Source organism: Haloferax sp. s1 (assembly GCF_058382125.1).
The window spans coordinates 1-9,017 of record NZ_JBZRPK010000598.1 but is presented as its reverse complement, the minus strand read 5'-3'; the positions used below and the strand labels follow the sequence as shown (position 1 = coordinate 9,017).

Below are 9,017 nucleotides of genomic sequence, written 5' to 3'. Positions count from 1 at the left end.
CTTCGAGTTCGTCGGTGAACAGGCGTCCGAGGTTACCGACGGTGTCGGTTCCGATAGCCAGCATCGCCCCGACGGGGGTGATACCTACGAGCGGGATGTAGATGAGCACCCACACGAGCGCCGGCACGGCGCGGATGACGGACATCGTGCCACGGAAGAGGAAGTTAAACGGGAACGGCGTCACGCGCTCGGACCCGAGTACACCGAAGACGAGGGCGAGCGGGAAGCCGATGACCGTTCCGGTGAACCCGATGACGATGGTCGCGACTGCACCGCCGACGATGCTCAGCCCTTGGTCGCGGTTGAGCACGGCGTCGAGGAGCGATGCGGGGTTGAGGAGGCTCTCGAAGAGGGCGGCGAACCCGTGTAGGCCGTTTTCGATGGCGAAGAGCGTGAAGTAGTGGAAGTCCGGCGAAAGGAACTCGGCGACGTTGTGCAGAAACTGCGGGAGTTGACGGTAGATTTGAGCGACGGTGAACCCGAGATACGTCATGCCGAGACCCGTCAGCGCCAAGAGCGCGACGACCCCGACAAAGATGAGTGCTCGTCGGATGAACTGCGCGCGCTCGATGGTCGTGAGCGCGTCTTGGATGTGTCGCGGTGCCGACGTTCTCTCGCCGCCATCGGCACGGAGGTCGTCGTTCATCCCATCGCCGCCGCCGTCGGCGCGGAGGTCGTCGTTCATCCCATCGCCTCCACCATGCCGGCTTCGCTGTCTTCGTAGTAGATGTCGTCGACGACATCCATCGTCAGGTCGTCTCGCTGGCCGTCAAAGACGACCTCGCCGTCTCGCAGGCCGATATAGCGCTCGCCGAATTCGCGGGCGAGATTGACCTGGTGAAGACTCGCGATAGTCGTCAGGTTTCGCTCGTGGGCGGCCGTCTTCATGTAGCCCATGACCTCCTCGGCAGCCTTCGGGTCGAGACTCGCAACTGGTTCGTCGGCGAGCAGGAGGTTCGGTTGCTGGACCAGTGCGCGGGCGATACCGACGCGTTGTTTCTGACCTCCGGACATCGACCCGGCACGCTGCCGCGCTTCGTCGAGGAGACCGACCGTGTCGAGCGCTTCGAGTGCGGCTAGTTTGTCTTCTTCACCGTACTGCGAAGTGAGGCTCTCGGCGAGCGAGACACGCGAGAGGGCACCGGTGAGGGCGTTGCGGTAGGCGCTCATCGTCTCGACGAGGTAGTGCATCTGGAAGACCATCCCGACGTCCGACCGGTGGCCAGTGACGGCCCGGTCGTTGATGTGGACCGTTCCTTCCGTCGGCTGGGTGAGACCGTTCAGGATTCGAAGGAGTGTCGACTTCCCCGCTCCGGAGGGTCCGAGGAGGACGACGAACTCCCCTTCGGGTATCTCGAAGGAGATGTTCTCTAAGGCGACCGTGTCGCCGAACCGCTTCGTGACGTTCTGTACCGAAACTGCGGGCATTGATTTGTTGTCTGAAATATTGTAGTTGGTTGTCCCGACCTGCGGCGCTTCGAAGAGGCGTTCAGCCCTGGTTCAGGAGGTCGGTCGAGAGTTCGAGTTCGTTGGCGACTTTGATGACCGGTTCGTACGTTTTGAGGTCCGCCGTGCGGACGTCGTCGAACCAGAGGTCGTCGTCGGTGTCGCTCTCACCATCTGCACCATAGTACACCTTCTCTGGGGCGGCCTGTAGGGCGTTGATGACGTCGTTTTTCCCCTCTTCGGAGAGGTTCGGACTGACCACCATCGGCGCGCGGGGGATTCCCTCGTACGTCTTCACGTACTTGTACCCGTCGGCGAGTTCGCCGTCGTCAGCTTGGGTGATGAACTTCCCGACACCAGCGGCGGCGACCTGGTCGTTTTCCAGAGCGGCGAACGCCTCGGCGTGGCCCGACCACGTACCGGTGAAGTCCGCGCCGGAGTCGCTGACCGGTGCCTCACCGATGCTGAGGCCCGCCTTCTGTAGCATGTACAGCGGGTACAGCGACCCGGAGGCGGAGGTCATGTCGGCGAAGCCAACCTTCTCGCCTTCGAGGTCGGACAGCGAGTCGATGCCGGAGTCTTTCTTCGTCACGATGACGCTCGTGTAGTCCCACGAGCCGTAGGCGTGACGCTGGAGGGCGATATTCGCCTTGTCGGCTTTCACACCGAGAGCGGCGGCGAAGGGACCGGTCTCCGCGATGTCGGCCGTCCCCGACCCGAGACCCTGAAGGACCGCGGAGTAGTCGGCGGCGTACTTCAGAGAGACCGTCGTGCCGGTCTGTTCTTGGAGGTGGTCCGCATACGGCTTGTACTGCGACCGCATGTAGTCTTGCGGCTCGGACGGCGACATCATGAAGTTGATTTCACCGTTCCCGTAGGATTGCTCGCCGAAGCTGCCGATACATCCACTGACACCTGTGATACCGAGTGCACCGACCGCACCGGTCTTTTTGAGTAAATTGCGTCGGGAATACATGTGGACTGAGAAGAAACTATGATAGGTCGGGATTAAACTTTCATATTTTTTATCATATAGCTAAATAGATATAAATTGCTATTGCGTACTCCGTGAGTAAACATAGAACAATCGACCAATTTTCGCACATCTACGATGGTCGCCGCGACGGAAACTCACTTGCCCCCTGCTCTCTCACGTAAGTGTATGAGCACGACACAGGCCACAGCGGAGACCCTCGCCGACGTGGTGATGGTCGACTACGGGCTTGGGAACCTCCGGAGCGCCAGACGCGGTCTCGAACGCGCCGGTGCGAACGTCGTCGTCTCCGACGACCCGACCGACTTCGAAGACGCGGACGGTATCGTTCTCCCCGGCGTCGGCGCATTCTCGGAAGGAATGGACAACGCGGGACCGTTCCGCGAACCGCTCGCCGAGGCCGCAGCAGCCGGCACGCCGATATTCGGTATCTGCCTCGGGATGCAGATGCTTCTCACCTCTTCTGAGGAGGCGGACCACGCGGGCGAGGGCGAAGTCGAAGGCCTCGATTTCATCCCCGGTCGAAACGTCCGCTTCGACGAGGGCCAGAAGGTGCCCCACATGGGCTGGAACGAACTGCACGCCCAGCGCGACCACCCAATCGTCGAAGGTGTTGATGGTGAGTACGCCTACTTCGTCCACTCGTACTACGCCGACCCCGACGACGAGAACGCCGTCGTCGCCACGACCGATTACGGCGTCGAGTTCCCTGCAATCGTCGCCAACGAGGAGGGGACCGTCTTCGGCACGCAGTTCCACCCCGAGAAATCCGGCGAGACCGGTCTCACTATTCTCCGCAACTTCGTCGAGTTCTGCGCGAACCAGTAGGCCGAATCTGCCACCCCCGACGGCCTTTTGTCGGTACTGCGTCAAGGGGGGTTTATGCAGGCAGTCACGCTCGGCCCGGCGGGCACCTATTCGCATCGCGCCGCCCGCGCGGTCGCCGACGACGTCGCCTTCCGAGAATCGGTTACGTCCATCGTCAAAGCAGTCGCCGATGGGTCGTTCGAGCGAGGTGTCGTCCCTATCGAGAACAGTATCGAAGGCAGCGTCTCCGAGAGTCTCGACGCTGTGGCCGACTCCGACGTGAGCGTCGTCCAAGAAATCGTCACGCCAATTCGCCACGCGCTCTTGGCGCAAAGCGAGGACTTCGACACCGTCGCCAGCCATTCGCAGGCGCTCGCGCAGTGTCGAACCTATCTGGACGAGAACTACCCCGACGTAAAACTTGAAGCGGTCGCTAGCACCGCCCGCGGCGTCGAGCGCGCCCGCGACGACCCGTCGGTCGCAGGTATCGGCCACCCGGACAACAGTGGCGACGACCTCCAGATTATCGCCGCGGACATCCAGGACCGCTCGTCGAACGCGACCCGGTTCCTCGTCGTCGCGCCCGCCTCGGCCCGGTCCGACGCCGGTGGTAAGAGTTCCCTCGTCGTCTACCCGAACGCGAACTACCCCGGTCTCCTCCTCGAACTGCTCGAAGCGTTCGCCGAACGCGACATCAACCTCTCGCGTATCGAGTCGCGCCCGAGCGGCAACCGTCTCGGCGACTACCTCTTCCACATCGACGCCGACGCCGGGCTCTACGAAGAACGGATGCAGGAGGCGCTCGACGAAGTCGAGGGCATCGCCCGCAATGGCTGGGTCCGCGTCCTCGGGTCGTACGACACGCGGCACGTGTTGTACTGAGTGCTGGAACGTTTCCCCCACCGCGTGCTAGAGCGGTCCACACTGGACTGAGAACACCCTCAATGTGTGAGGACAGGCACATCTTTCTTTGTCGTCGCTGACGTAGGTTGACCCGTATGCAGCGAAACCCATTCGACGAGATAGAAGACCTGTTCGACCGGATGGGCCGGTCGTTCGAAGAGTCCGGACTCGCTCGTTTCCAAGACATCTCGCTCGATGTCGTCGACCACGACGACGAGATCGAGGTCATCGCCGACCTTCCCGGATTCGAGAAGGACGACCTCGATGTGAGCGTTCAGGGTCGACAACTCACCATCGCCGCCGAACACGAGGAGTCGTCCGATGTCGACACCGAGCAGTACGTCCGGCGGGAACGGAGCCACAGGTCCGTCTCCCGGTCGCTCACACTTCCCACAGACGTACTTCGCGAAGAGATAACCGCGGCGTACCAAAACGGCGTCCTCACCGTCACGCTCCCCAAGGCGGAACCGGGAGCCGACTCGACCGAAATCGACATCGAGTGAGCGGCTTATATCCCGGTTATTGGGTATCTGAGCACCGTACCGTGCGAATTGCTATTCTGGTTCTGGAAATCGTTATCTCCTCAGACGGCGTCTTTACCTCTCGGTGAAACACCGATGATGCCACGCACGAACCCATTCGACGACTTCGAAGAACTGTTCGAACGAATGTCCCGACAGTTCGACGAGATGGGCCGCCAGTTCGACCGCTCTGGTATGCTGCCCTCGACCCGGATGCACGAGATGGCGGTCGACATTGCCGACCACGACGACGAACTCGTCGTCTCCGTTGACCTTCCGGGCTACGAAAAAGAGGACATCTCGCTGTCCGTCGCTAACCGTACGCTGACCATCGACGCGAAGCGCGAACTGACGGACGAGCACGCAGACAGCGAGTACCTCCACCGCGAACGTCGCCACGAGTCCACTCACCGAACGATTCGCCTCCCCGAAGAAGTCGATGCAGAGAACACGTCAGCGACCTACCGAAACGGCGTGCTCACCGTGATGCTTCCCAAACTCGACGCCGACCCCGACGATTCCCGCCGCATCGACATCAAGTGACGAGGTCTCTTGGTCTCGTGGTGGTCTCTTTTAACACATCGCGTTCGAGACGATTCGACTGGACGACGCCAACACCAGTTCGGGACACAGCAACGACCCTCGCGTACCGTGTGGCGTACCACGGTGTGGCAATATCTGCCGCAATCAGACAGACCGAGAAGTCGAGTATAGGAGTTATTTTAGGCCGGGGTACCACTACCACGACTATGGACTACGACCCGCAGGAACTGGAAGCGCGTTGGCGGGAGCGCTGGTCCGAGACCGGCCGATACGAGGCCGACCCGGACGCAGACGCCGACGACGCCACGTTCGTGACGGTGCCTTATCCGTACCCCAGCGGCGGGATGCACATCGGGCACGCGCGAACGTACACCGTTCCAGACGTGTACGCTCGGTACCGACGACAGCAGGGCGACAACGTGCTTTTCCCCATCGCGTGGCACGTGACCGGCACGCCGATTATCGGTGCCGTCGAGCGCCTCAAGAAGCGCGAAGAAAAGCAACTGTCCGTGCTGACCGACACCTACAACGTCTCAGAAGACACGCTCCCGGACCTCGAGACGCCCATGGGGTGGGCGCGCTACTTCATCGAAGAGCACTACAAACAGGGGATGCAGTCGCTCGGTCTCTCTATCGACTGGCGACGCGAGTTCACGACGAACAACGAGCGCTACTCGAAGTTCATCGAGTGGCAGTACCGGACGCTCCGCGAGCGCGGCCGACTGGAGAAAGGGCTGCACCCCGTCAAGTTCTGTACGAACGAAGAGCAACCGGTCACGACGCACGACCTGCTCGAAGGCGAGAACGCGGAGTTCCAGGAGTACACGCTGGTCCGCTTCGGCTGGGAACGCGGCGACGACGAGGTCGTCGTCCCGATGGCCACGCTGCGCCCCGAGACGGTCCACGGCGTGACGAACGCCTACATCGACCCCGAAGCGACCTACGTGGTCGCCGAAGTCGACGGCGAACCGTGGTTCGTCTCCGAGTACGCGGCCGCGAAACTGGAATATCAGGCCCGCGACGTGGACATTCTGGAGACGGTCGAAGGAGCTGAACTTGTCGGCCAGTCGGTCGAGAACCCCGTCACCGGCGACGACGTGCTGGTCCTTCCGGCCGGATTCGTCGACGCCGACAACGCGACGGGCGTCGTCATGTCCGTCCCGGCTCACAGCCCCGACGACTACGTGGCGCTCCAAGAGGCGAAAGCCGACACCGACTACCTCGAATCGTTCGGCATCGACCCCGCCGACGTGGCGGACATCGAGCCGATTCCGATTCTCGACATCGACTCCGAGGACGACGAGTACGGCGAAATTCCCGCGCAGTCGGCCGTCGAGAGCAAGGGAATCGAGTCGTCCGACGACCCGGCCCTCGAAAAGGCGACGAAGGACCTCTACAACAAGGAGTTCCACGCCGGTCGCCTGAAAGCGTTCTACGGCGACTACGCTGGCGAACTCGTCGAGGACGTCCGCGACGACTTCAAGGCCGACGGCGTCGACGCCGGCCAGTTCGACGTGATGCAGGAGTTCTCCGAGGAAGTCGTCTGCCGCTGTGGCGGCGATGTCGTCGTCTCCGAGCAGGACACGTGGTTCCTCTCGTACGACGACGAGGACTGGAAAGAACTCACCCACGACGTGGCCGACGGGCTGGACGCCATCCCCGAGAACACCCGCGACGAGTACCACCACACCATCGACTGGCTGAATGGTTGGCCGTGTATCCGGAACTACGGGCTCGGAACCCGCCTGCCGTGGGACGACCAGTTCGTCATCGAGCCGCTTTCGGACTCGACTATCTACATGGCGTACTACACCATCGCCCACCGCCTGCAGGACATCCCGGTCGAAGACCTCACGCAGGACTTCTTCGACACGCTGTTCTACGGTCCCGACGCGGCCGACGAGGTGGACGAGCGCGCCCTCGACCTGCGCGAAGAGTGGAACTACTGGTACCCGGTCGACTACCGGTTCTCCGGCAACGACCTCATCACGAACCACCTGACGTTCTACCAGTTCCACCACGGCGAACTGTTCGACGAACCGCAGTGGCCACAGGGTATCGTCATCATGGGTATGGGCCTGCTCGAAGGCCAGAAGATGTCCTCTTCGAAGGGCCACGTCGTCCTCCCCGGTGAGGCTATCGGCGAGTACGGTGCGGACACCGTTCGTTTCTTCCTGCTCAACTCCGCAGAACCGTGGCAGGACTACGACTGGCGCGACGACCTCGTCGGGTCGGTCTACGACCAACTCGAACGCTTCTGGAACCGTGCGCAAGAGATTATCGCCGACCCCGGTCCGGACGAACAGCCCGAACTGGAGACGGTCGACCGATGGCTGCTCTCGAAGCTACAGGACACCGTCCGCGACGTGACCACGGCGATGGACGAGTCCGAGACGCGCTCTGCCAGTCAGGCCGCCTTCTACAACTTCGAGGAGGACCTGCGCTGGTACCGCCGCCGGACGGACCTCAACCGGCCTGCTGCGAAGTGGACGCTCCGGAACGTCCTCGAAACACGCCTGCGCCTGCTCGCGCCCTTTATCCCGTTCATGACGAACGAACTCCACGAGCAGTTGACCGGAACCCCGGCCGAGGACGCACCGTGGCCGGAACCGGACGACGCCTTCGACGACGAGACGGTCGAACTCGAAGAACAGCAGGTCGAGCGCCTGACCGAGGACGTTCGCGACATCATCGACGTGACCGAGTCGGACCCAGACACCATCCGCGTCTACGTCGCCGCCGACTGGAAGCGCGACGTGTTCGAGACGGTCGTCGAAAACGGCGACAACGTCGGTGCCATCATGGGGCAGGTCATGCAGAACCCCGACCTGCGCGAGAAGGGCAACGCCGTCAACGACCTCGTCCAAGACCTCGTGAGCCAGACTCGCGGACAGGGCGAGTCGACGCTCCGCGCCCAACTCGAACTGGACGAAGTGGCGACGTACGAACGCGCCGCGGACTTCCTCGCCCGCGAATTCGACGCCGACGTGGACGTTTTCGCCGAGGACGACTCGGACATCGTCGACCCGGCCGACCGCGCCTCGAAGGCGATTCCGTTCCGCCCCGCAGTCCACCTCGAATAGCCGGACAGCGGGCGGATTTTTGTTGTCGCTTCTAATTTTCACTGCTGATACGAAGCGGTTCAGATAGTGTGAACCCACCACCAATGGCTCTTATAGCGAACTCTCCCCTAGACTTACAGTATCATGCACGATAATTAATGTATGTTGTGTGCGGACTGCGAGGTCGAGATGTACCGGATTGACGACGAAAAGCAGACCGACCTGGAAGACAGACGACTCTACGAGTGTCCCGATTGCGGCGGGACGAAAGAGCGAGCGAAGTACCGACACCGGTGAGTTCGGACGGAAACGAGTCGGCGGTCACCTTATCCTCGTAGCGAACCTACAGTTCGCCATGAGCGAAGACGACTCATTATCCCTCTCGCAGAAGGCGTACCGTAGCGTTACGCCGGAGACCAGCATGCACCCGAACATCGAGATGGACCCCATCGGGTGGACGATGTTTCTCATCCTCGTCGTCCTCATGCTCCCGCTTTTACCCTTCCTCATCATCGTCTACGCGCTGTCGAAGGGATTCGACTATTTCGCGGGACAGCGCGGCTCAGAGACGTGAAAAAATAGAATGAATGCCAGACTCGGGGTGTACGGTGTCCTTACTCGTCGGCGAGGCCGAGGAGGTCGAATTCGTACCCGTTGTCGTTTTCGTTTGCGTGTTCGTAGGCGACGTGCGCGGCCGCAACGTCCTGAATCGCGAGACCGGTCGAGTCGAAGACGCTGATA

At 61.8% G+C, this 9,017-nt stretch carries 10 protein-coding genes and 1 pseudogene; 7 read left to right on the top strand and 4 right to left on the bottom strand.

From position 1 onward, the window contains the following. From QT222_RS12035 to QT222_RS12025, 3 genes are all read right to left on the bottom strand, one after another. A partial coding sequence (locus QT222_RS12035) for a PhnE/PtxC family ABC transporter permease (RefSeq protein ID WP_491477307.1) occupies nt 1-685 on the bottom strand: 685 nt, incomplete at its 3' end. After that, complete coding sequence (locus QT222_RS12030) at nt 682-1,428, bottom strand: phosphonate ABC transporter ATP-binding protein (protein ID WP_004058018.1); 747 nt, start codon at nt 1,426-1,428, stop codon at nt 682-684. The genes QT222_RS12035 and QT222_RS12030, both read right to left, overlap by 4 nt. 61 nt (nt 1,429-1,489) lie before the next feature. Continuing rightward, entirely contained in the window at nt 1,490-2,422 is a 933-nt protein-coding gene (locus QT222_RS12025) for a phosphate/phosphite/phosphonate ABC transporter substrate-binding protein (protein WP_004058016.1), read from the bottom strand. Between the two features lie 186 nt (nt 2,423-2,608). On the opposite strand from QT222_RS12025, the gene hisH reads away from it, so the two are divergent. From hisH to QT222_RS11990, 7 genes are all read left to right on the top strand, one after another. Beyond that, nucleotides 2,609-3,268, top strand: a complete 660-nt coding sequence (gene hisH / locus QT222_RS12020; RefSeq protein ID WP_004058015.1) for an imidazole glycerol phosphate synthase subunit HisH — start codon at nt 2,609-2,611, stop codon at nt 3,266-3,268. A 54-nt stretch (nt 3,269-3,322) separates the two neighbouring features. Continuing rightward, nucleotides 3,323-4,129, top strand: coding sequence for a prephenate dehydratase (gene pheA, locus QT222_RS12015; protein ID WP_004058013.1), 807 nt, complete (start codon nt 3,323-3,325; stop codon nt 4,127-4,129). A gap of 116 nt (nt 4,130-4,245) precedes the next feature. Then, nucleotides 4,246-4,653 (top strand): archaeal heat shock protein Hsp14, encoded by a 408-nt coding sequence (gene hsp14, locus QT222_RS12010; RefSeq protein ID WP_004058011.1) that lies wholly within the window; start codon nt 4,246-4,248, stop codon nt 4,651-4,653. 114 nt (nt 4,654-4,767) lie between these two features. After that, the gene (hsp14, locus tag QT222_RS12005) at nt 4,768-5,214 is read left to right on the top strand and encodes an archaeal heat shock protein Hsp14 (RefSeq protein WP_004058009.1); all 447 of its coding nucleotides are present in this window, start codon (nt 4,768-4,770) and stop codon (nt 5,212-5,214) included. Between the two features lie 206 nt (nt 5,215-5,420). Then, the gene (leuS, locus tag QT222_RS12000; RefSeq protein WP_491477306.1) at nt 5,421-8,297 is read left to right on the top strand and encodes a leucine--tRNA ligase; all 2,877 of its coding nucleotides are present in this window, start codon (nt 5,421-5,423) and stop codon (nt 8,295-8,297) included. A 141-nt stretch (nt 8,298-8,438) separates the two neighbouring features. Continuing rightward, nucleotides 8,439-8,573, top strand: a complete 135-nt coding sequence (locus tag QT222_RS11995; protein ID WP_274520017.1) for a hypothetical protein — start codon at nt 8,439-8,441, stop codon at nt 8,571-8,573. A 58-nt stretch (nt 8,574-8,631) separates the two neighbouring features. Next, entirely contained in the window at nt 8,632-8,850 is a 219-nt protein-coding gene (locus QT222_RS11990) for a DUF7535 family protein (protein WP_491477305.1), read from the top strand. A 40-nt stretch (nt 8,851-8,890) separates the two neighbouring features. Here the strand turns inward: QT222_RS11990 and QT222_RS11985 are convergent. Continuing rightward, nucleotides 8,891-9,017: pseudogene (locus QT222_RS11985) on the bottom strand (ornithine cyclodeaminase family protein); the annotation flags it as partial.